At 69.0% G+C, this 21,260-nt stretch carries 17 protein-coding genes; 10 read left to right on the top strand and 7 right to left on the bottom strand.

Features of this window, described 5'->3' with window-relative positions:
• Positions 1-19: 19 nt before the first annotated feature.
• Both WME79_RS36415 and WME79_RS36410 read right to left on the bottom strand, forming a co-directional pair.
• Positions 20-1,012 (bottom strand): hypothetical protein, encoded by a 993-nt coding sequence (locus WME79_RS36415; protein WP_437524544.1) that lies wholly within the window; start codon positions 1,010-1,012, stop codon positions 20-22.
• 111 nt (positions 1,013-1,123) lie between these two features.
• Positions 1,124-1,858, bottom strand: a complete 735-nt coding sequence (locus WME79_RS36410; protein WP_437524542.1) for an iron-containing redox enzyme family protein — start codon at positions 1,856-1,858, stop codon at positions 1,124-1,126.
• Between the two features lie 186 nt (positions 1,859-2,044).
• Between WME79_RS36410 and WME79_RS36405 the strand changes: the two genes are divergently transcribed.
• From WME79_RS36405 to WME79_RS36395, 3 genes are all read left to right on the top strand, one after another.
• The gene (locus WME79_RS36405; RefSeq protein WP_437524539.1) at positions 2,045-2,788 is read left to right on the top strand and encodes a DUF1287 domain-containing protein; all 744 of its coding nucleotides are present in this window, start codon (positions 2,045-2,047) and stop codon (positions 2,786-2,788) included.
• A 382-nt stretch (positions 2,789-3,170) separates the two neighbouring features.
• Entirely contained in the window at positions 3,171-3,758 is a 588-nt protein-coding gene (locus WME79_RS36400; protein WP_437524536.1) for a dihydrofolate reductase family protein, read from the top strand.
• On the top strand, positions 3,755-4,762 hold the full coding sequence (locus tag WME79_RS36395; RefSeq protein ID WP_437524533.1) for an RNA polymerase sigma factor: 1,008 nt from the start codon (positions 3,755-3,757) through the stop codon (positions 4,760-4,762). The genes WME79_RS36400 and WME79_RS36395 overlap by 4 nt, the downstream gene beginning before the upstream one ends.
• Positions 4,763-4,828: 66 nt before the next feature.
• Here WME79_RS36395 and WME79_RS36390 read toward each other — a convergent pair whose 3' ends face one another.
• Positions 4,829-5,536: an aspartate/glutamate racemase family protein gene (locus tag WME79_RS36390; RefSeq protein ID WP_437524530.1), complete on the bottom strand. Its 708-nt coding sequence runs from the start codon at positions 5,534-5,536 to the stop codon at positions 4,829-4,831.
• A gap of 265 nt (positions 5,537-5,801) precedes the next feature.
• Here WME79_RS36390 and WME79_RS36385 point away from each other — a divergent pair, with 265 nt between their 5' ends.
• The 7 genes from WME79_RS36385 (at position 5,802) to WME79_RS36355 (ending at position 14,943) form a co-directional block, all read left to right on the top strand.
• On the top strand, positions 5,802-7,076 hold the full coding sequence (locus WME79_RS36385) for a hypothetical protein (protein ID WP_437524528.1): 1,275 nt from the start codon (positions 5,802-5,804) through the stop codon (positions 7,074-7,076).
• A 134-nt stretch (positions 7,077-7,210) separates the two neighbouring features.
• Positions 7,211-7,753 carry a hypothetical protein gene (locus WME79_RS36380; RefSeq protein WP_437524525.1) on the top strand — a complete coding sequence of 181 codons (543 nt, stop codon included), beginning with the start codon at positions 7,211-7,213 and terminating at the stop codon, positions 7,751-7,753.
• 49 nt (positions 7,754-7,802) lie between these two features.
• Complete coding sequence (locus WME79_RS36375) at positions 7,803-8,813, top strand: cupin-like domain-containing protein (protein ID WP_437524522.1); 1,011 nt, start codon at positions 7,803-7,805, stop codon at positions 8,811-8,813.
• Between the two features lie 21 nt (positions 8,814-8,834).
• Complete coding sequence (locus WME79_RS36370; RefSeq protein ID WP_437524519.1) at positions 8,835-9,821, top strand: patatin-like phospholipase family protein; 987 nt, start codon at positions 8,835-8,837, stop codon at positions 9,819-9,821.
• 187 nt (positions 9,822-10,008) lie between these two features.
• Positions 10,009-12,108 carry an ATP-binding protein gene (locus tag WME79_RS36365; RefSeq protein WP_437524516.1) on the top strand — a complete coding sequence of 700 codons (2,100 nt, stop codon included), beginning with the start codon at positions 10,009-10,011 and terminating at the stop codon, positions 12,106-12,108.
• Positions 12,109-12,855: 747 nt separating this feature from the next.
• On the top strand, positions 12,856-13,389 hold the full coding sequence (locus WME79_RS36360) for a hypothetical protein (RefSeq protein ID WP_437524513.1): 534 nt from the start codon (positions 12,856-12,858) through the stop codon (positions 13,387-13,389).
• 1,068 nt (positions 13,390-14,457) lie between these two features.
• Positions 14,458-14,943 carry a hypothetical protein gene (locus tag WME79_RS36355; RefSeq protein WP_437524511.1) on the top strand — a complete coding sequence of 162 codons (486 nt, stop codon included), beginning with the start codon at positions 14,458-14,460 and terminating at the stop codon, positions 14,941-14,943.
• Between the two features lie 148 nt (positions 14,944-15,091).
• On the opposite strand, the gene WME79_RS36350 is transcribed toward WME79_RS36355, so the two are convergent.
• From WME79_RS36350 to WME79_RS36335, 4 genes are all read right to left on the bottom strand, one after another.
• A complete protein-coding gene (locus WME79_RS36350; protein WP_437524508.1) occupies positions 15,092-16,630 on the bottom strand; it encodes a hypothetical protein in 1,539 nt (512 codons plus the stop codon).
• 40 nt (positions 16,631-16,670) lie between these two features.
• Positions 16,671-18,095 carry a hypothetical protein gene (locus WME79_RS36345; protein WP_437524505.1) on the bottom strand — a complete coding sequence of 475 codons (1,425 nt, stop codon included), beginning with the start codon at positions 18,093-18,095 and terminating at the stop codon, positions 16,671-16,673.
• A gap of 204 nt (positions 18,096-18,299) precedes the next feature.
• Positions 18,300-19,292 carry a PEGA domain-containing protein gene (locus WME79_RS36340; protein ID WP_437524502.1) on the bottom strand — a complete coding sequence of 331 codons (993 nt, stop codon included), beginning with the start codon at positions 19,290-19,292 and terminating at the stop codon, positions 18,300-18,302.
• A 576-nt stretch (positions 19,293-19,868) separates the two neighbouring features.
• Positions 19,869-21,089 (bottom strand): cytochrome P450, encoded by a 1,221-nt coding sequence (locus WME79_RS36335; RefSeq protein WP_437524500.1) that lies wholly within the window; start codon positions 21,087-21,089, stop codon positions 19,869-19,871.
• Positions 21,090-21,260: the final 171 nt, after the last annotated feature.

Genomic DNA, 21,260 nt, shown 5'->3' with positions numbered 1-21,260 from the left:
TGGTTGGTCCAGGGCGGCGTTACTTGCCGCAGCCGATGCGCTCCGAGTTGAGCGCGAGGTCGTCGTACCACATCGTCTTGGCCCCGCCGTGGTACTTCTCGAACCCGAACTTGAAGAGCTTGTAGTCGTACGGGCCCCAGTCCGTGACGCCCATCGCGTTGACCTCGGTGCCGTCCACGAACACGCTCACCGAGCGGCCCGGCCCGTCGTAGTGGAACTCGAGGCAGTACCAGGTGTTCGCGACGAGCTTCACGCCGCCGCTGCACATGTACGTTCCGCCGTTCGAGAGCTTCTCTTTGTCGTCGCTCTTGCGGTTCAGCTCGAGCTGACACTGGTGCTCGCCGATGCGGATCTGCTCCCCGTTGTTGGGATCCCCGTTGCCTTCCACGGCCGCGACATACGTGTTGTGGCCCATCTGGATGTCGGTAGCGCTCTTGAGGTAGATCCTGCCCCAGAAGTTGCTCGGCACGGCCACGCCGAGCATCTGGCTGAAGTCCGTGCCCGAGACCTTGACGGAGCGCGTGCCGCTGTGACCGGTGCTGTCCAGCGTCACGAAATTGCTCATTCTATCGCGCAGGTAGTCCGGGAAGAACTGGAGCTCGGAAGGCAGCGAGCCGCCCTCGAAGTCGGAGCAGAAGATGCTGCATCCGCCGGGGTCCGTGCCGCCGGTCGACGTGCTGGTCGTGGTGGTCGTGGTGGTCGTGGTGGTCGTGCTGTCGCTGCCCCCGGTGCCCGTGGTGGCGTCGCCTGTGCTGCTGCTCGTGGCGCTGCCGCTGGTGGCGCCGCCTGAGCCGCTGCTCGTGGCGCTGCCGCTCGTGGCGCCGCCGCCGCTCGTGGCGCCGCCGCTGGTCGCGCCGGGGCCGGAGGAGGTGCTGCCGGGGCCCGGGCCCGCAGCGTCGTCGCCCGACCCGCCGGCGCCGCCGGCCCCGGAGCTGGATTCGCCGCCGCACGCGGCCGCGGACGCAAGCGTGAACATGCCAAAGAAGGCAAAGGAACGAGCCGAGAAGGACATACTGGGAGATCTCCTCAACAACGGGCGCAGAACGGCCCAAGCGATGCGCGCGATTCTATCAGTGAACGCCGCGCGTGTCAGGCAGAACCGGAGGAGTGCGCCGAGGCCAGCTCAGGCCTGCCGGAGCGCCATCGCGCGCGCGACTCCATCCCGGTACGCCAGCCAGGCCGCGTGCGCTGCGGCCACCGCCGACGCGACCGCGTCCGCCATCGGGCCCTCGTCCGGCACGTGCCCCAGCACCATCTCCCACGCGTCCCGCCGGTGCCCCCCTTCGACCGCCCGGTGCGCCCTCGCCAGGCGCATGCGCTCGGGCGGACACCCGTAGTGCCGCACCATCGGGTGCGCGCGCAGCGCCTCCTCGATCGGCGGCGCCTCGCGCTGCCCGAGGAGCTCTGCGCGCTCGTGCACGCTGCCCTCCACGAAGATCGTCAGCACCGCCGCGCCCACGACCCAGGGCGGCGCCGCGCTCACATGGTCGAGCAGCGCCCGGTAGGCGTGGGCCTCGGGCTCGAGCGGGATCGACTCGTCCTCGATGGCCGCGCGCGGGATGCCCAGGCCGTCGATCATCTCCAGGAAGAGCGCCGGGTGCGACACGCCCAGCGAGAGCTTGCCCGTCTGCTCTTCGAAGAGGTTCTCGGCGAGGGCGCTGCGCACCGCGGCGGGCGGCGACTGGCCGAGCACGCGCGCGAGCAGCACCGGGAAGTCGCGCACGTAGACCCGGTATTCGTGCCGGAAGTGGGCGGCGAGCTGGTCTCGCGTGAGGCCGGGGCCGGTGAGGTGCGCCCAGGCCCAGTGGTTCTTGCGGTCCATGATCGCGAGCAGGCGTTCCTGAAGACGACGCGTCATGCGGCAGCTCCTCGGCAAGGGGGGAGCCTTGGTTGTACTGCACCGACGGCGTCTGCCCAGCGCCGTCGTCGCAGGTTGCGTGGAGGGCGGCGTGCCGCCAGGGCAGGGCGGGGGAGGAGCTGGAGAGCCTGGGGCGATCGTGCGCCGTCCTTGTCACAGATCGCCCGCGCCGGCCGATGACGCGCCATGAGCTCACGATTCCTGGCGTCCGTCGCCGCGGTCACCCTCCTGGCCTGTGGCTCGCAAGGGCCCGCTCCGCGCGAGAGCCGTCACGCGTCGGCCGCTGTGCCTGCGCGCGCAGAGGCGCCTGCGCCTGCTGCTCCGGCGTCTCCTGCCGAGCCCGCCATCGCGCCCGCGTCCGCCGATCCGATCGTCGCCCGCGCCCGCCTCGAGGTCGCCCGGGGCGTCACCTACGATCCCGCGTGGGTCGCGATCGGCTACCCCAACGGCGATCCGGCCCCCGATCGCGGCGTCTGCACCGATGTCGTCGTGCGCGCCGTCCGCGCCGCGGGCGTCGATCTCCAGGAGAAGATTCACGAAGATATCCTCGCGCGCCGGTCGGTCTACACGACAGTCGAGCGTCCCGATCGCAACATCGATCATCGCCGCGTCGGCCCGATGCTTACCTACCTGCGCGCCCACGCGACGTCGCTCCCCAGGACGTTCGACGAGGCCGCGATGAGCACCTGGGAGCCTGGCGATATCGTGGTCTGGGCCCTCAAGCCGTGCCCTTCGTGCACGCCGGATCACGTGGGCATCGTCAGCGATCGCAAGGGGCCGCGCGGCATCCCGCTCGTCCTGCACAACATCGGGCCGGCGCCGAGCGAGGAGGATGCCCTCGACGCGTGGACCGTGCTTGGTCACTTCAGGATCCGCGGGGCGGGGAGGTGGGGAGAGATCGAGCAGGCTCGTGCTGGCTCCCTCCCGTGAGCGGTGCGGCTCGCCCAACCTGGGTCGGGTCGCCCAACGTCCTGCCGGTGTGCCGCCGCGCGAAGCGTGGCCGGCAACAGCGGCTTGTTGGGCGGGAGACAGAGCAAGAGAGTACACAGGGAGACGGGGAGACGGGGAGGAGAGAGAGATAGACAGACCAAGGTGGAGAGGCGAGAGGTGGGGACCATCCGTCGAGCCTGCTCGCAGCCCCGCATCGATGCCGCCCGAAGCCGTCGGCGCCGAGCCTGATGGTTCGAACGACTGATCCCTATCTCTCACCTCCCCGCCTCCCCGTCTCCCTGTGAATCTCTCCTTCTTCCTCTCCTCTCAACAATTTTTTCGCCCCCCGTATCCTTCCGGCCGCGCCGTTCGTCGGTGGGCCATGACGACGACAACCCCGACCGAACGACGCCTCTACGTCTCCATGATCACCTCCCTCGACGGCTACATCGAGGGCCCGGGCCGCGAGCTCGACTGGTTCCAGGACGGCAACCCGCAGTTCGAGCGGTACTGCGACGAGATGATCGACTCCGTCGGCCTGGCCGTGTACGGGCGCACCTCCTACGAGCTCATGCTCCAGTACTGGCCCGACGCCGAGGCGCACCCGCGCTCGCCGCAGGACCTCGCGTTCGCCCGCAAGATGAACGCCCTGCCCAAGGTGGTGCTGTCCCGGACCCTGACGCACGCCGCCTGGGCCAACACCCGCGTGGCGCGTGACCCCGAGGAGATCGCCGCGCTCAAGCGGCAGCCCGGGAAGCCGATCGTCGCCTGGGCCGGCGCCGCCCTGGTCTCGACGCTGATCGAGCACCGCCTGGTCGACGAATTCCGCCTGATCGTGCACCCCGTGGTGCTCGGGGGCGGCACGCCGCTGTTCGCGCGCCGCTCCCTTCGCCTCTCGCTACGGCAGATCCGGACCCAGAACCTGGGCGGCGGGCTGTCAGTCCTGTGCTACGAGCCGATCTGGACATGAATGACGAGCCGCGCGTTCTCGGCGAGCTGAGCAATGATGTGAAGGCGTCATGGCAGCGGTTCCTCGATGTGTTCGAGCCGCTCCGGCCCGAGCTGTACCGCTATTGCCGCTACCTGACCCGGAGCCCGTGGGACGCCGAGGACCTGGTGCAGGACACCATGGCCCGCGGCTTCGTCACGCTCGGCACCCTGTTCCACGAGCTGCCCAACCCGCGCGCCTGGCTGTTCCGGGTGGCGTCGAACCTCTGGATCGACCGCGCCCGGCGGCAGCGGCTCGAGCGCGACGCGATCGGCGAGCCCGCGGCAGCGGCTCCGGCGCCAGGGCACGCGCCCGACGAGCGGGCGTCGCGCGAGGCCGCCGGCACCCTGGTCGCGCACCTGTCGCCCCAGGAGCGCGCGGCGGTCGTGCTCAAGGACGTGTTCGAGCTCTCGCTCGAGGAGGTCGCCGCGTCGCTCTCGACCTCGGTCGGCGCGGTCAAGGCGGCGCTGCACCGCGGCCGCGGCAAGCTCGTGGCGCCCGAGGCCGACGAGCCCCGGGCGCCCGCGCCGGGCGTGCTCGACGCCTTCTGCGCCGCCTTCAACGCCCGCGACCTGCAGGCCCTGACGTCGCTGCTCCTCGACAGCTCGATCACCGAGATCGTCGGCGTGGTGACCGAGTACGGGCCCGAGCCCCCGGCCGATCCGCGCACCGGGTCGTTCGTCGGCAGCCTCTCGCCGATCACGACCACCGACGCCGGCGGGGTCGATGCCCGTCACCTGGTGGGTTACCTCGGCGGCCCGCCCCGCTGCGAGGTGCGCGAGCATCGCGGCGAGACTTTGCTGCTCTTCTGGTTCGATCACGACACCGGACCTGCGGTGCGCACCGTCTGGACCGTCGAGACCGACGGCGAGCACATCGCCCGCATTCGCAACTATTTCTTCACCCCCGATGTGATCGCCGAGATCTGCCGCGAGCTCGCCGTGCCCTTCCGCACCAACGGCTACCGCTACTGGATCCACGGTTAGCGACCTCGCCGTAACTACGCGTCAACGCGCGCCCAGACCGCGGCGAGGCCCGCCCACGGAGCGCGCTCATGCCGGCGCGGCCGCGCCGTGCACGGCTCGGCGCAGCGCTGCCCGCGCGAGCAATCGTGTGGAGTCGAGCGTCGGCAGCGGAGAGTTCGCGTCGCTCATGATCAGCGGGATCTCGGTGCAGCCGAGCACGATGGCGTCACATCCATCGTCCCTCATCCGGCTCATGACCCGCTGAAAGCAAGCAGCTGCCTCGGGCTTGAACACGCCGTACACCAGCTCCTCCAGGATGATGCGGCTTATCTCCTCGCGTTCGTCGGCGCCGGGGCGAATCCACTCGATCCCGCGCGCCGCGAGCTTCTCTGGGTAGATCTCGCTCTCGACGAGCCAGCGAGTCCCGGTCAGGCCGACGCGCCGGAACCCGCGCTCGACCGCGTGCTCGGCGACGACCTCGGCGATATGCAGCCAGGGCAGCGGCGACAGCGGCTCGACATGGCGTAGCGCCTGGTGAACGGTGTTGTCGGGGCAGATCAGGAAGTCGGCGCCGATCTTCGCGAGCTTGTTCGCGGAGGAGAGCATCAGCTCCCCCACGCCCTCCCAGTCGTCGCGGTCGATGTGCTTCATGTACTCGGCGAGCGAGGGGGTATGCATCGAGACCTCGGGGTGAGCATGCGCGCCGAGGTGCTGCGCGCCCTCCACGCAGAGGGTCCGATAGCAGAGCGCCGCGCCTTCCGCGGAGCAGCCAACGATGCCGATGTGCTGGGCCATGACGGTCGCGTCCGATGAAATGGGGTGGAGAGCGCCGCTGCGCGGCTCTCGGTGACGGCTGAGTCGCCGTCAGGCTGCCACGGCCGGCGCCGCGCGGTCGAGCGTGCTCCGAGCGCGCCGCCCTGTCCGGCGCCGCCGGACCCCTCGCGGCCGGAGCGAGCGCCGTCGCTGCGAGCGGCAACGAGCGCAAGGGGAGCACGGCCCATGAGGCCAAGGGAAGAGCCGAGAAGTACGCGCTGGAGATCTCCCCGGCAAAGAGCGCAGAATGGTCCAGGCGATGCGGGCGACATCTGGCTTCAGGCTCACCAGCCGCCGCGTCGCGAGGCGCCACGAGGGCCTCGGCCGCATCTTCGGAGGCCTCGCGCTGCTCGCGATCGCGGGGCCCTTCCTGATCGGCGTGATCGCCTCGGTCCTCGCAGATGCGCTCGACGCTCCGAGCCTTGGCAAGTTCGAGGTCATCGCTCTCTTCCTGACCCTGCTCGGCGTGCTCGCCGCCTTGGGCCTCTCCTTCTTGAGCCTCCTGTTCGCCACCACCGCCGTCGGCTGGAAGGGGCCGGCGCATGTGGCTGCCGACGCGGCCGGGCTCCGCTTCACCTCCGGCGCCGTGAAGCGATCGATCCCGCGCACTGACATCCTCTCTGGCCTGGTCCTGTCGGATCCGCACGTCCGCGTGGAGCTATCCCTGCCCCGCGGACAGGTGCTCGAGGTGCACGTCGCGCGCGAGGAGGAGGGCGCGCGCCTGCTCGCAGCCCTCGGGATCGGCCCTACGGAGCGGTGTGTCGCGATCTCGCTCGGCAGCGTCCACCGCGAGCTCGCGGCCGGCTGCGTCGGCCTGCCGGTCTTCATGGTCCTCTGGCTCATCGGGGTGACGGAGCTCTCCAGGCCGCTGACCATCCCCGGCAGCTCCTGGCAGCTCGTGGCGTGGTTTGCCCTCACCCTGCTGTCGACGTGGCTGCTCCGCCGCGCCGCGCGCCGCACCCAGGTCGTGGTGGGCACCGACGGCGTGCGCGTCGAGCGGCCCTTCTCGACCGTCTGGATCGCCTACGCCGAGCTCGACGCGGTCCGGAGGCTCGGCGATAGGCTCCTCCTCCTCTATCGCCGGGGCGGCTCTCACCGGGGCGGCGGCTCGGTCGTGCTCCGGACAAGAGACACCCTGACCGAGGCGCTCGCGCAGCGCATCCGCGATGCGCACGAGGGCGCCGCCGGCGGCGCTGCGTCGCGCGGCGCCGAGGCGCTGGAGCGGCGCGGCCGTGATCTCGCGGTCTGGCACGAGGACCTCCGCAAGCTGCTCGCCGGCGGCGACTACCGTGCCGCCGGCCTGACCCCCGAGGACGCGCTCCACGCCCTCGACGACGCGAACGCCCCGCGGGACCGCCGGGTGGGCGCCGCCCTGTTCCTGCGCGTCGCCGGCTACCCCGAGGCGCAGGAGCACATCCGCGTCGCCGCTGGGGCCACGGCCGACGACGCGCTGCGCGCGGCACTCGAGCACGCCGCGGAGGAGGAAGTCGACGACGCGGCGCTCGCGCGGGCCCTGCGGTGAGCCGCGCGCCGCTGAGCCACTCTGGGCCATGCGCGACGGGTGGGTCGGGCGGCTCTGTAGAGGCGAGGGCTCAAGGATATCCGGCGGTGGCGAGATGGCACATGCCCTGCACGCTGCCGTCAACGGAGGTGTTCATGTCACGTAGCTTTCTTTCGGACGATGCAGCTTTGTTATCGCCGCAGCCCACGCCGCCGCCTCGGACGGCGGCCCTGGTGCAGCGGGTGTCTCGAGCGGCCGCAGCGGCTGCTGCCGTCTTCGTGGTCGCCTGTGGTCCTCCGGGCGTCGATGAGGGACACGACCCGGGCGATCAAGGCGAGATCATCCCGCCGATGCCGCCGCCACCTCCGGACGAGGAGATCATCCCGCCGATGCCGCCGCCGGACCGGGAGGATGGAGAGATCGTCCCGCCGATGCCGCCGCCTCCGCCGGACGGGGAAGATGGGGAGATCATCCCGCCGATGCCGCCGCCTCCGCCGGACGGGGAAGATGGGGAGATCATCCCGCCGATGCCGCCGCCTCCGCCGGATTGCGAGGGTGGCGAGATCATCCCGCCGATGCCGCCGCCGCCGGACGGGGAGGATGGGGAGATCATCCCGCCGATGCCGCCGCCTCCGCCGGATGGGGAAGATGGGGAGATCATCCCGCCGATGCCGCCGCCTCCTCCCCCGTGCAAGTGAAGGGTTCGATCGTCGCACCGTTGCGCTCCCCAACATCGTGAGGTTGAAGATGGGCGAACAGGAACGCGAGCTGGAAGTTGCGCCTGAGTGGTGGCGTTGGGCCACGGAGAACCTGCTGCGCGGCGTGCCCGAGGGCGTGATCTCCGAGCAGCTCCAGGCGGCTGGCGTCAGCACAGCACAGGCCGGAGAGCTGCTCTCGGCCATCGTTCGTTCGCCCATCTTCGTCGCCGCTCGGCCGTTCGCCAGGTCGGCGCGGCGGCACGAGATGCTGGCGCGGCTCCAGCAGAGATTGGCGTCGACCGCCTGCGATCCGACGGGAATTCCGCGGCGCTCCGGCGTGTCTGGCGCGGAGCTCCGCGACGTCTATGTCGCCGGCAACATCCCGGTCATTCTGACCGACGTTGTGACCCGCTGGCCCGCCTTCGGCCGGTGGACGCCGGCCTACCTCTCCGAGCGCTTCGGCGATGTCGTGGTCGACGTCACGACAGGACGCCAGAGCGATCCCGACTACGACATGCACGCGGCGCGGCACACGGAGAGCACGCCGCTGCGCGATTTCGTCGCGCGCATCGTCGGCGCCGCGAGCGAGGAGACGAACGACTTCTACATGGTCGCCAACAACCGCGTCCTCGAGCGGACGAGGCTCGGCGCGCTGCTGGATGACGTGGTGCTCCCGGACGGGTACTGCGCTGTGCAGCGGCTGCTGGGCGCCTCGGCGCTCTGGCTCGGCCCTGCCGGGACCGTCACGCCGCTGCACTACGACACGTCCAACATCCTGTTCGGGCAGGTGTACGGCAGGAAGCGTTACCGCATGATCGCGCCGTTCGAGACGTCGCTGTTCGACAGCGCACGCGCGATGTACGCCGATCGGGACCCGGAGCAAGGCTCGATGGCCCCGGTGCTCGTGAAGGACGTCGTGCTCGAGCCGGGCGAGGCGCTCTTCATCCCGGTGGGCTGGTGGCACCACGTCCGCGCGCTCGACGCCAGCATCAGCCTGGGGATCAACAGCTTTCCGTTCCACAACGACTTCGACTGGTACCGGCCGAGCAACATCGGTTAACGAATCGCGGGAGGCGGCGTCTTGACCATCAGGAACCTCGTGTTTCAGGGCGGTGGCGTGAAAGGGATGGCGTACGTGGGGGCCATCGCCGAGCTCGAGAAGCGCGACGCGCTGGCCGCCGTGACCAGCGTCGCGGGCACCTCGGCCGGCGCGATCACCGCGGCGCTGCTCGCCGTGGGCGCCGGCGCGGAGCAGGTGGGGCGCATCCTGCGCTCGACCGACTTCACCTCGTTCATGGACGGCGGCGGCTGGGTCGTCGGCGGTTCGGTCCGGCTCTTCAACGGCTATGGCGTCCACCCGGGCAAGGCGTTCGAGACCTGGCTGCGCGCCCAGATCGCTGAGCTCACCGGGGTCCTCACGGGGCGCGCCCAGCCCGACGTCACCTTCGGCGACCTCCAGGCCCTCGCCGCGCAGCACCCGGGCAGGGCGCGCGCGCTCTATGTCGTGACGACCAACCTCACCAAGCAGGTGGCCGAGGTCTTCTCCGCCGAGGCGCACGCGGACGTCCCCGTCTACCAGGCCGTGCGCATGTCGATGAGCATCCCTCTCTTCTTCGAGGCATACCCCTTCCGGGGCGATCTCTACGTGGACGGCGGCGTGTCGTGGAATTACCCCATCGACCTCTTCGACGGCACGCACCGCCGGCCGATCCTGGGCCTGCTCGGCAAGGCCGTCGGCATCAACCCCGGCACGCTCGGCTTCAGCCTGGGGACGAAGGCGCAGATCGACTCCGCAAAGGACGGCTGGCGCCCTCTGCCAGCTCGCATCGATGGCCTGGAGGGCTATGTAAAGGCCCTTACCTCGTTCATCCTCGATACCTCGACCCTCCTGCACCTCGACAGCGCGGCCACCCAGAGGACCGTCTTCATCGACAACGCGAACATCCCCACCACCGATTTCGAGATCACCCCCGCCCAGATGGACGCGCTGATCGAGAACGGCGCCGAGGCCACCCGGCGCTGGTTCGAGGCGCACCCGCTGGCCAGCTGGGCGGCGGCCACCCGCTGAAACCCCGCGCGCGGGGCCGGTTGTCGACGAGGATGTCTGCTCGGCCGGGCGCTGGAAATTCTGCGAAATGCGGACGCTCGGACTCGGCGAGCGTCGCCGTGGCGCCGTGCCTGCCGCGCAGTACACTGCACGGTGAAGGCAAAGGGGTTGGCCCGAGGAAGACCTCGGTGCCGCCCGATGGGTACACGTGCCGCCCAACCCGAAATTCGCTCTTGCGGCCGAGACGCCCGGGCAAGCGCGAGCCGGGCACGCGCACCTGCGGATCCTGGCAAAAGCCGCGAGTCGGCTCGTCCTCTGCGACGAGCCTTCGGCTCTCCTCGGAGCCCTCTTCGAGGAGCTGGCAAACGACCTCGGCGTCGAGCTCTACTTCAATTACATGATCGGCGACGAGCCGAATACCCTCGTCCTCGAGTCGGCCGCGGGCATCTCGCCCGAGGACGAGCAGCGATATCGGACGATCAGGTTCGGCCAGTTCATGTGCGGGACCGTGGCGGCGACCCGGATGCCCCTCATCGCCCTCGATCTCCAGCGCTCGACCCTGGAATGCGGGTCGGAGCTGAAAAAGGCGGGCGTGCAGGCCTATGCGGGATATCCGCTCATCTCGCACGACCGGCTGCTCGGGACCCTGGCCTTCGCCACCAGCAAACGCTCGCACATGAACGCCGACGAGCTCTCGCTCATGCAGACGCTGAGCGTGCAGGTGGCAGCCGTCCTCGAGCGCAATCGCCTCTGCCGGAGCTTGCGCGCGAGCGAGCAGGCCGCGCAGCGCCACCTCGCGCTCCTGCAGAACGTGTATTCGACGGCCCCCGTCGGCCTCTGCTTCCTCGACCGGGATCTCCGGTACGTGAGCGTCAACGAGACGCTCGCGCGCATCACGGGTCGGCCCATCTCCGAGCACCTCGGCCGCGCGCTCGGCGAGTTCATCCCCGAGGCCACGCCTTTCAAGGACCTCTGCAAGCGTGTCCTCGAGACGGGGCAGGAGGTGACGAATTGCGAGCTCCGGCATGCGCGGCCCGAGGGGGACCGCCACTGGCTGGTCAGCGTCCACCCCGTGCGCGACGAGGCGGGCACGATGCTCGGCATCAACGTCGTGGTGCAGGAGGTGACCGAACGAAAGCGGGCCGAGCAGGCGCTGCTCGAGAGCGAGCAGGCCCTCCGGGCGGCCGATCGCCGCAAGGACGAGTTCCTGGTGATGCTCGCCCATGAATTGCGCAATCCGCTCGCGCCCATTCGCACGGCCATTCATGTCCTCGACATCACCGGCGGCCACGCGCCCGAGGCCGTCCGGACGCGCGAGATGATCGAGCGCCAGGTGGCGCACATGGCCCGGATGATCGACGATCTGCTCGACGTGTCGCGTATCGCCCGGGGTAAGATCGAGCTGCGAAAAGAGCCCTGTGATCTCGCGCGGATCGTCCGTCAGGTCACGGACGATTATGCGCCGACCTTCCGGGGCAATGGCATCGAGCTTCTGGTCTCCCTCCCGGACGAGCCGGTCTGGGTCTCCGGGGATCACACGCGCCTCGCGCAGGTCATCGGCAACCTCCTGCACAATGCGCTCAAATTCACGGACGCGGGGGGCCGGGTGGTCGCCCATCTGGAGGCGGATCCGGCGACAAACACCGCGGTGATCGTGGTGGAGGATTCGGGGATCGGCATGGATCCATCGATGATCCCGCGCGTCTTCGAGACCTTCAGCCAGGCCGACAGCAGCCTCGATCGGCGGCGCGGCGGCCTCGGCCTCGGGCTCTCGCTCGTGCACAGCCTGATCGCGATGCACGGCGGATCCGTCGAGGCCCACAGCGAGGGCCCGGGGCTCGGATCGACCTTCCGCGTCCGATTGCCGCTCTCCTCCACGCCAGCTCGTTCCATTTCACGACCGGAGCCCGCCCGGCCTGCGACCGCGCCGCGGGAGGAGTCGCTCCGGGTGCTCGTGGTCGAGGACAACCGCGACACGGCGGACATCCTCAAGCAGTTGCTGGCCCTCCTCGGGTATCAGGCCGAGGTCGCGTACACGGGCCCCGCGGGGCTCGCCATGGGGCGCACGCTCGCGCCCGACGTGGTGCTCTGCGACCTCGGATTGCCGGGGATGGATGGGTATGCCCTCGCGCGGGCGCTGCGCGCCGATCCCGCCACGGCCCGGGCCTACCTCATCGCTCAGACCGGGTACGGCCACGCGGACGATCGCCGCCGCTCCCGGGAGGCGGGGTTCGATCTGCACATGACGAAGCCAATTGATCCCATGGAGCTCGAGCGGGTCCTGTCCTCCGTCGGCACCCGCGCTTAAGTCAAAACGTCCCGTGCCGGTGTTGGTGGTCGCGGGTCTTCAAGGACGCGGCTTCGGATCGCTGCACCTGGGGCACGCGCTCGGGGCTGCGGTCGTTCACCATCCAGCAGCTCAACGAGGAGCAACTCGGCGCGGCCGTCGTTGAGTACATGGCGCCGGAGCCCATCGGCGTGGTCCCTCGCCGCGGCGCAGGCGTCGGTCGGGGGGCCGCGCCACGCCTAGCCGACGTCGAGATCCCCGGCACGAACTCGGAGGGCCGCGGTCGTCCACTTGAGCACGCTCAGGGCCGTCGCAGATGTAGAGGTGAACGTCGGCCAGCTCGGTGCAGTGGTTCTCCACCTGGCCGAGTGCAGGAGCGACGCTGGCAAAGGGCGAGCGTGGCGACGTCGCCCATCTGGCCGAGTACAGGAGAGGCACCAGCGACGAGGCGCGCGGGCGCGAGCTCGGCTCCTCTCCGCCGCTGCGGTCGTAGAGGTCGAAGCGCATGTCGGGCAGCACGGTGCGGCCGCCATAGTCAAGCGGAATAGTCGCGGCGCTGCGAATTTGCGCGAGGGCCGTTCGCCAACCACTTGGTTGACGAACACTCCAGCCGCGTAGCCGCCTTGCGCACCGGCGCACGCCCGGGACGGGTCGACCCCCATCCACTGCGATTGCACCGCAGCGTTTCTCGTTGACGCCCGCGCCACACGCCCAGGAAAATCGTTCGTGCCCCACAGCGCGCGTCGCGAGCTGGCCAGGGCTTCCGCCATGTCCATGCGCGCACACGGCAACGTCGGCCTGCTCTGCGCATGCGCGCTCGTCCTTGTTCCGGCGTCGGCGCAGGCACTCGAGTTCACCGGTGGCGTGAGCGTGGGTGGGATCCAGGTCGGGACCGAACCCAAGCTGGCCGTGAGCCCCTTCGCCGGCTGGCTCTGGCGAAAAGAGCGGGACTTCCGGATCGAAGTCCACAACATGCTCAGCATCATTCCGGGCGCACGTGTAGGGGTTTACGATCGAACGGCGGTTACCGTCGGATACGTCACGAAGACGGGCAACGTCAGCCTTGGTCCAGCCCTGTCGCTCTACTCGATGCCGGTATGCGGTGCCGTGCTCTGTAACCGCGTGATGGGGCTTGCTCCAGGCGGGCGCGCACAGTCCGACTGGTATTTCGCTGGACGTCTGGGGGTATCCACGAGCCTCAACGTGGACTGGGCCGGCGGGAGCAGCCGTGTTCTTCCTGGAAGCGTGGTCGTGATGGTGACCGCTGGGCCTATCTGGAGATTCGGGGGAGAGTCGAAATGAACAAGGTGTTGGCCGTTGGATTTCTCGGTCTTGCGGGGTGCAACTTCGATGTCGGGGATTGCTACCTCCAGAGTGAGGGCGAAAGCGGCGCCGGCGGGATCATCATCACCGCGACAGGGGCGGGCGGCTACGGGTTCGGCCAGACAGGGGCCGGCGGCATCGGGCCCGTACCGCTGGAGACGCAGGACATGGATCCGCCTTCTCCTCCAGTCTGTAACATCGCGAGCCAGACACCGTGTGAGGAGAAATGCGAGACGGACTCCGAGTCTGACAATATTCAGTGTGGAAAGATCGACGACGAGGCGCAGCGGACAGCGTGTCGGGATAGTGCGTACGCTAGATATAAGAGCTGTCGAGAAAGTTGCGAGCAGACAAGCAATCGCAGCTGCGATGAGAAATATCAGGATTGCGTCAACCGTGGTCCGTGGTCTTGCGCAAGGCCAGGGTCTGGAAGCGACGGCACGAAGTGTCGGACATGCTTTAGACGGTGCGAGTCTGGGGATCCTCCATCGGCAGAGTGCAAAAAGTGTTTATTTTGAGGTTTAGATGACTGTTCACGTCGCTACAAATGGGGACATTCGGGGAGCGGTCCGGCGCGAGCTTCGCCTTCCTGTGCGTTGCATGAGCGACAGCATGCTGGAGGGGCCGTGCGCGTCCGATCCCGAAGTCCATTGTGAGCAGCGGTGCGTTTATTGGCGCATTCGAGGGCGGGAAAGGACACGATTCCGTTCGCGGTTTCATGAGGTTATCGATGCGTTGAAATCGCAGCGGAAAATCGTCGTGTGGACGTCCGGGTTGTGGAGCGATAGGCTGATGCTGTGGGCGCTCTGCGCGTGGAGGCTCCGCTATCGGCCCGAGCACCCGGATCTCGACATCGTCGTCCTGGGAGATGCGCCGGAGGATGGATTTAGCCGTGGATTCGTCCACGTGAAGCCGGCTGACGTGCGCCGCGGTTTGGACGACGCGCGCGCTCTATCTCGGACGCGCGTCCAGCACATGGCGCGCTCTTGGCGAAAGGTATCCGGTCGGTCTCCGGTCCTATCCACCGAGGGTGGGCGCAAGGATTTCATGGATCTGGGCACCCATCAAGCGGCATTTTTCCCTCGGGTGGACGGCAGCAAGCTCACCCTATCTCGAATTGACGAGCTCTTGTTCTCGTGTCTCGGGAAAGATTGGTCGACGCCCGTGGACGTATTAATGCACCGTTCACCTGCTGGCGCAGAGCTGCTGAAGACTTGGATGATACGCATCAGCGATTTCTATTTTGCCATGCGGCTGCGCCAGTGGGCCGAGCACCGTGGGGCTGAGGCCGCGCTGGAGAGCGTGCCCTACAGGACGGAGAGAGCGCCTATGCTGGAGGCTCGCTATAGGTTGACGGCTGTCGGTGATGAAATTAAGCGACACGGTCTTGCTGAGATCGCTCAAGGAGCGCCGTTGACCGTGTGGGGTGTCACAGCGTATGATCCGCTGGCTCCTTGGGTCGTGGTGGACGGCGGCACAGCTCACCAGCGCATCCAGCGACTTGGAGCTCGCGCTACGCACGACGAGGAATGACGCCAGCGGCCATACGCGCGTCCGTCTGGCCGAGTTCCGCGGCTGCCTCGGTCGCCAGCGGTGGACGTTACGGCGGTCACGCTATGGCGGATCGCCCGAGGCGTATGCCGCTCCACCGTTTACAGGGTTCGCCTGATGTGTCGTGATCCTATTCAGGGAAACGCTGCGTCTCGACCTGGATTCCGTCCTCCCCCGTGATCTCGTCGCCGGACCAATCCCAGCTCACGCCGCCCTTCCCCGGCGGTCCGAGAGTGTAGGTGACCCCCTCGAGCGTGAGCTGGTCCTCGTCGAGGTAGGCGATGCCGATCGAGTCGCCGCCGCGCCCGGGGCCTCCGTAGCCGCCATCGCCCCCTCGGCCGCCGTTGCCACCCTGACAGGACCACGTGCCGTCCCCCACGGCGCCGCCCGATGCGCCTCGACCGCCTTTGCCCCCTTGCTCGGGTGGCCCGCCGTCGCCACCCGGTCCCGCGGCGAGTGTCTCGATCACGGTATCGCGTACCGTCAGTTTGGCGTGGAGCGCGACGATCCCGATCGTCGGGTGGCCGTTCTCGCCCCCTCGGCCGCCTCGCCCACCGCAGCCGCCAGCGCCTCCGGAGCCGCCGCCGGCGCCTCCCTTCGAGGCCACTCCGCACGCGGTGAGGCCGCCTCGACGGCCACCGCCCCCGCCGCCGCCTTGGCCCGGCATGCCTCTGGTACCCTCGCCTGCCCGATCGGCCTCCCATCCCGTCTCGCGGATGCGCCCGATGCCCTCGCCGGGGGCACCTACCGTACCGGGCGCGCCGTAGATCCCGTAGAACCCCGAGTCGCAGTTGAAACCTGGGATATCCCCGTCGCCTCCATGTCCGTCGTTCGTGTCGGACATCACGTTCGGTTGCCCGTCGTCCCCGTCGCCAGCGCCGTCGGGAAGCCCGTCCCCTCCTTTCCCGCCGATGCTCGGGATTCCGCCGTCGCACGGATTCACCGCCGCTGCGCCGCCGGGAACGGTGGCTCCCGAGCACGCATCGCCGCCATACACGCCGTCAGCCCCGTCTGCCGCGCGGTTCAGCCCGGGCCATTCCTCGCCATCGTGGCCTGAGTAGCCGTAGTATGTGCGGATCTCGCTCCGGATGAGCTCCACGGCCGTGTTGGAGCGAACAAGCATCGTGATCGGGCCCCACGCCCTCAAAGCTATGTCGACGATCGTCGATACCCCGTCCGCGGCGCCCGTGTCGCCATCGCTCGCCGGCACAACGGTCAGGACGATGTCTGACTTGTCCGAGAGCTGAATCAGAGAGTGCGTGTCGGCCTGGCGCTTCCAGCTCACGCAGCCGAACCCACCGATGAGATCCACGCCGGAAGGCAGAGTCAGCGGCCCGAAGAACCCGTCGGCGCACGCGAAGACGCGCCCTCGACCGGCACGCGCGAGTTCCACGCCGCGCTGCAGCGTGCGCACCGGCTTATCTTTCGTGCCGGGGTTCGCGTCGTCGCCGCTGCCCCAGACGCCGCCCACGAACACGCCGCATCCATCTTCCCACACATCGGCGGCGAGGCGCTCGAGACAGACCGACTCCGCCGGCGGCTCACCATCGCACGGCGAGGTGCCGTCGCACGCCGCTCCGCCAGGCTCGTTGGGGCCCGGTGCGGTGCCGCAGCCGGCCACGATGAGCAGGAGCGCAGGGGACAGATAGGTCGCTCTTGTGGGTCGCATCGTTCTTCCTCGATGTCGTGTCGTCGCGAAGGGGGGACAATCAGCGCGGCGGTGCGGGATTGGGCACGTCGAATTGACGGTAAGGCATCGAATCGCCGGCCTGGCCCTGCCCCACCTCGTCATCAGGTGCTGCATTACCTGCGAGACCGCCATCGCCAGCTGTTCCGAGCTGTACAGGGACGTCCGGCCCGATGCCTACGTAGGCGCTGTGAGCGGCGACGCCATACGAGGAGCCTCCGAGGCCGCCACCAGCGTCGCCCCCGCGACCGCCGGCGCCTCCGTTGCCCCCCTTGCACGCCTCCCACATCTCGGTTCCATAACCGACGCCGCCGTGGCCACCGTACTGCCCAACGCCGCCCGGTTGGGCTGTGCCGCCGACCCCGCCTTTGCCGCCGTTGCCCGTCATCACCCGAGTGGCCTCGAGCGTCACCGCGCTCCCCTGCAGCGCGACAACGCCGATGCTCGACCCGCCATAGTCGCCGCCTTTACCCCCAAGGCCACCGCAGCCGCCGCTGCCACCTGAGCCGCCAGCTGCACCGGCCTGCGGGCGGCCAGCTGGGCACGTCCCCATCGCTCCTCGCGATTTGCTGCCGCCGCCTCCTCCACCTCCTTGACCGACGCCGCCCTTCTTCCCGTCCTCCCCGCGGATGCCCATCCAACCGTCTTCGGTGAGGTAGCCTGCGCCAACCGCGCCGTCAGCGCGCTCGGCGTCGAGCCCCTCCTTGCCGGCCTCGCCATCTTTGCAAAGCGAGTTCCCCGCGCCGCTGCCTGCGCTGCCCTTGCCCTCCGGATTCTCCGTCGGCTCCGGTTTTCCCGGCGTCCCGTCGCCCCCCGACTCGAGCCCACCGTCGCCCCCGTAGCCTCCAGTGGACTCGACGCCGTCGTCGCACGCGGTCACGACCGGAAGGGCCCCCTCCGCGGCGTCTGCCGTGCACGCAGACGCCCCATCGTTCCCCTCCGTGCCGCCCGTGGCCCGGAAGGTCGGCGCGTCCTTCCCCGGCTCCCCGTCCTTGCCGTTGCCCGCGACGATCACGCTTTCCCGCACGATCGCCCTGGCCCCCGTGCTCAAAATCACTGCGATCGACGACTTGCCATCGGGCGCCGAGGCGTCGGCCGCCTTGATACTCACGCCGAAGACTGTTGACGTCTTGCCCTCTTTTTCGGCCGCGATCACCCTCAGCGGGATCCCCCCCGGCGGAGCGATGATCGTCGGGTGCTCCGGCCCGCCGAATGACCCCTCGTACGACCAATCCCCGCCGTCACACAGGCGCCCGCCCCAGAGGTCGACCCCCGAAGGCAGCGTGATCTCCTCCGCGAACTCCCCTCCGCACCCGTACACGCGCCGGGTCGCCGCCTCGCCATGACCTCGCCCGTGCGTGGCGAGCCCGATTGCGTGCTGGAGCGTCTTGACCGGCGCTCCCTTCGTGCCGGGGCTCGTGTCGTCGCCCTGCGCGCTGACGAACACCCCGCATTCATCAAGGGCCGGCGCCGTGGCTGGATCGCCGTCACAGAGAGATTTCGGTGGTGTGAGGCAGAGGCGTTCGTCGTAGCAGCTATCGTCGTAAGCGCACCCGGAGAGGCCGCCCGCGCCGACCGTGGAGAGAATGCCTACGGTGAGAAGCAGCCGCATTCGTCGCGGTTCGAGAAGAGGCATGTCCTTAGGTCCTGGTCACCACGCGCCGTACGCAACGAGACCGGCGTGTGCCGGCGTGACTGTCGGCACCAGCGCGAGTCGAGCTCTGCTCGGTTCAGCCTGTAGAAAAGAGAAGTCCGTGAAGAACGAAGCCAGGGTCGCAGCGCCCACGACACCGCTCGTCACCACCATCGCCGTGCCGAGCCCGGCGAAGAGATCTCGCTCTCGTCGGAGACCCTTCAGCTCGGAGCACGCGGAGGGCCTCGGCGCTTCCCGACACACCCCTTGAGAAACGCCGGCGGCGTCAAGCTTCGCGTTCCGCTCGTCCAGATCTCCGTCGGCAGTCATCGCGCGAACCATGAAGACCGCACCGAGCGAGCCTGTCGCCACGGTCAACCCGACACCGGTGATGCGCAGGGTGCCTGGCCACGATGTCCACGGGCTGGGCGGCCGGTCCCGCACAGCGGGCGAAGAGCTCAGGGCCTGCGGCGCTTCCTTCGGTGCTACAGGCGCGGTCTCCTTGGCGCTGCTCGCCGCCGCGAGGGGCAGTTGCATCGTGATCTCGTGCTCCGCGCCCGCCACGCCGAGGAAACCCTGAAACGCGTCCGCGCGGCCCGGTGCTCGCGCCCGCACCATGTGTTTGCCCGGCTCGAAGAAGAGCGTGTAGATCCGCGCGGTACGCCCGATGCGCTCGCCGTCGATGAGCACCTCGGCGTCGGGCGGATCGACCCCGAGCACGAGCGTCGCGATGTGCTTCCCTGCCTCGCGCTGTCCTGCCTCGAATCGCCGCCGGAGCGCGTCCGGAAGCGCTTCGCGCTGTTCCAGGCTCCTGGAAAGGTGCTCGGCCGCGTCGCGATACCTGTGCAGCGCGACCTCGCAAAGGCCGAGCTCGCCGGCGAGCTCCGCGCGCTCTCTTTCGGTGCTGGTCGTCGGGTCTGCGGCGTCGAAAGCCGCCTTGTAGGCAGCGTGCGCCTCGACCCACAGCCCGGCATTGCGCGCCCTCTGACCACGGCGAACATGGTCCTTCACCGAGGAACTGCCGCTCGGTTTCGCCTTCGCTTGAATGTCGTCCGCGCTGGCTGAGCGCGTGAAAGCTGTCGCGACCCCGAGCGCAAGAAAGATCGAGAGCGAATGCGCGATGCAACGCATCCAGCCACGCTAGTGATGCCGTCCGCTTGGCGTCAACCGACAGAAATCGCCAGATTGGGTCCGTTTTTGTGGGAATTTTTGGTCGATCAGCGGAATGCGTTCAGCCGCCCGTAGATCCAACCGGATGTGGTTAATAGTCCTACGTTGGGCGATGTTGTCCGACCAAAGTTGCTCGTCGGCTCATTTTTGTGAAGCGTTTCGACCGGCTCAAGTGTGCTGCTTACCGTGGACAATCCAGCGACCGTCTCCCCCGGCTTCGACCTCTTTGAACCGGATCGATCATGCGCAGCGCTACGCCGTGGTGGACGCCGCTCTGGGACGCACCGCGGAAGAGATCGCGGCCGAGCTTGGTCAGAACCCCAGCCGCGAACCGGTGCCCATTGAGCGCGGATATCGCCGAGCAGCGCGGTAGCTCGGTCCCGCGGTGATCGTGGAGATGGGCCGAGCCCGCCCGCTTCAGGCTGCTGGGAAGCGAACGCGCAGCGAGCTCGGCCCGCGGTCCTGCAGGTTCGAGCCGGCGTAGCTCAACGTCGGTTCGGCGAGCTCCCAGCGCGGCAGCGAGAGCAGGGCGCGCACCGACTCCTCCACTTCCATCCGGATGAGCGGGGCCCCGGGACAGTAATGCGCGCCGCTCCCGAAGGTCAGGTGCCGGCTCTGCTGCCGGGTGATATCGAAGCGGTCCGGCTCGGAGAACAGCCCGGGATCGCGGTTCGCCGCGGCGACCATCGCGAAGACGAACTGCCCCTCGGAGACCCTGGTGCCCCGGATCTCCGTGTTCCTGGCGCACATGCGGCTGAGGGAGAGCACGGATGGCTCGAAGCGCAGGCTCTCCTCGACTGCGCCGCGGACGAGGCCTGGCGCCTCCCGGAGCGTCGCGAGCTCGGCGGGGTGGTTGAGGAGCGCGAGCACGGTGTTCGCGATCTGGTTCACGGAGGTCACGAATCCCGCGGCGACCATCTGGAAGCATTGCATGGCCGCCTCGCCCGCAAGCTCGGTGTCTCCGCCTTCTGCCTCGATGAACCTGCTCGCGACGTCTTCGCCCGGCGCCTTCCGGCGCTCCTCGACGAGCCGCATCATATAGTCGACCATGTCACAGCAGCTCTGCTTCACCGCCCGCTTCTGCTCCTCCGAGGTGACCCCGCCGCCAGCGAGCTTCAGGAGGTCCGTCGACCATCTCATGAACTGCGGCCGATCGGCCTCAGGTATCACGAACATCTCGGCGAGCGTGTTGAGCGCGACCGCCTCGGAGAACGCCGAGACGACATCCATCTCGCCGTCGCGCCGCGCCTTCTCGGCGGCGCGCTGCACGAGCCCCACGACCCGCGGGCGCATCCACTCGACGGCCGACGGCGAGAACCCTTTCATGATGAGCTGTCGAAGCTTCGTGTGGCGCGGCGGGTCCTGAAAGAAGGCGAGCCGCGACAAGGAGTCGAACGTTTTTCTCGAGAGCTCGTCCTCGCCGAGCATGCCGAGGCTGCCGAGGATCGCCGTTGCCCGCCGCGCGGTGAAGCTCGGGTCCTTCACGAGCCCCTCGATATCGGCAGGAGCGGTGATGATGAAGCACTGGAGCGGCTCGAAGAAGTAGACCGACGCCTCGGTGCGGAGCCGATCGAGCGTCGGGAATGGATCGGCGAAGAAGCGTTCGCTCGTGAGGTCGAAGCCAGAGGTGACGGCCATGGTCCTTCTTTCCTTGTGGCGCTCGCGGCGCGGCGGAGATCCACGGCCAGGCTAGGGTATCGCCACGCCGCCGTGAAGCGCCCTGCCCGCGCGTCGATCGCCGCGCGACGGCGGCCGAGCTGGGCGCGCGAGGCTCTGCGCGGCGCGCCCTGGCAGGCGCTGGTCCGGGGC

This window comes from Sorangium sp. So ce726 (genome assembly GCF_051521405.1).
GTDB lineage: Bacteria > Myxococcota_A > Polyangia > Polyangiales > Polyangiaceae > Sorangium.
This window is presented reverse-complemented; position numbering and strand designations above follow the sequence as displayed.